Annotated in this window: 1 pseudogene; it reads right to left on the bottom strand. The window is 58.9% G+C overall.

The annotated features are described in order from the left end of the window. Positions 1-287: 287 nt before the first annotated feature. A pseudogene (locus tag J8I34_RS33940) lies at positions 288-1,382 on the bottom strand (IS5 family transposase). Between the last annotated feature and the right edge of the window lie 162 nt (positions 1,383-1,544).

Here is a 1,544-nt window from a genome sequence, read left to right as displayed (position 1 = left end):
CATGGACACACCTATGACAACGCGCTCACCAAACGCCTCGATGACTCGCGCGCTGATTTAATCAGCGATTCCCTAAGCATCGGATGAATTGCGGTGCCGGAAAGCAACACTATGGCAACTATTATCAACATGCAGCTTAGCAGGCTGCTGAAGTACTCACCGCACAAAAGGCGAAGCTTCCTCCTACAAGGCTGAAGGGCTCGCCATTTTTCACAATCCGGAAGCCAGGCGTCATTTCATCGACTTTTTCGGTGATTTGGCGCCCGTTTCCCGCCTCTTTACCGCGATTACTGCAACTGCGGACGGATTTGTCCCAGCGAACGCATGCGCACGAGGTTGTAGGCGGCCATGCTCAGCACGAACATCTGGTCGACCTTCTTCCGTCCGCGCACCATCACCTGGCGCATGCGCCCAACGGTCTTGGCCCAGCCAAAACCTTGTTCGATCAGCTTGCGCTTCTGCTGCGAGATGGCATAACCCGTGTTGCGTGCGATGTCATCGGGGACGGCCGAGCGCCGCCCCGAGGTGTTTTGTGCCACATGCGGGGTCACCTTCATCTCCAGGCAAGCTTGAATGAACTCCTCCGCGTCGTAGCCCTTGTCCGCGCCCACGGTGACTTCCACATCGATGTCCTCAGCCACCTGCCTGGCATCGTTGAGCATGACCTTCGCCGCCTCGCGCTCGGCGTATCCGTCAGCATTGGTCACCATGGCGCTGACCACCAGGCCGTGGCGATTGTCGCTCAGCGTATGGCCCATGTAGCGCAACTCACTGGCGGTCTTGCCTTTGCGATAGAGCCTCGCTTCGGGATCGGTCTTGGATTCGTGCGTCTCGTTACTGCGCTTGCGCCCCTTGAAGTTATCGCCGTCGTCATCGTCGCCGCCGTCTTTGGGCACAAAGCTCTTGTGGCCTGCCCACGCCTGAATCAGCGTGCCGTCCACGCTGAAGTGTTCGCCCGACAGCCAGTCCTTCTTCTGCGCGATGGCCAGCACTTCATTGAAAAACGCGATCACTGCATCGTGCTTGATCAGCCGTTCGCGGTTCTTGCTGAACACAGTGGGCACCCAGACCACATCATCCATGGCCAAGCCAATGAACCAGCGAAACAGTAGGTTGTACTGCGTCTACTCCATGAGCTGCCGCTCTGACCGCACGCTGTAGAGCACCTGCAGCAGCATGGCCCGCAGCAACTTCTCCGGCGCAATGCTGGGCCGGCCACCCTTGATATCGGCTTCATACACCTGCGCGAACAACCGGTCCATCTTCGCTAGCGCCTGATTGGCCATGGTGCGGATCGAGCGCAGCGGATGGGACTTCGGCACGAAATCATCCAGCCGCCGCATAGTGAACAAGCTCTCCGTGAAGGTGTCTGCGCCGCGCATGAAATCTTGGATTGGATGGACCCCTCAGATCAACGCGTCAGCCAGCCCCCGCGCTGACGTCCGCTGGAGGTATTTCAGCGGCCTGCTAGCGGCGCGGCCACAATGGCTGAAAGTGGCCGGGTGTATGAAGGATATGCACGAGCCGGCCTTGCTGACCAAGAA

It is taken from the genome of Cupriavidus phytohabitans, assembly GCF_017815025.1.
Lineage (GTDB): Bacteria > Pseudomonadota > Gammaproteobacteria > Burkholderiales > Burkholderiaceae > Cupriavidus.
The sequence above is the reverse complement of the archived record's forward strand: the minus strand, read 5'-3'. Positions and strand labels throughout refer to the sequence as shown.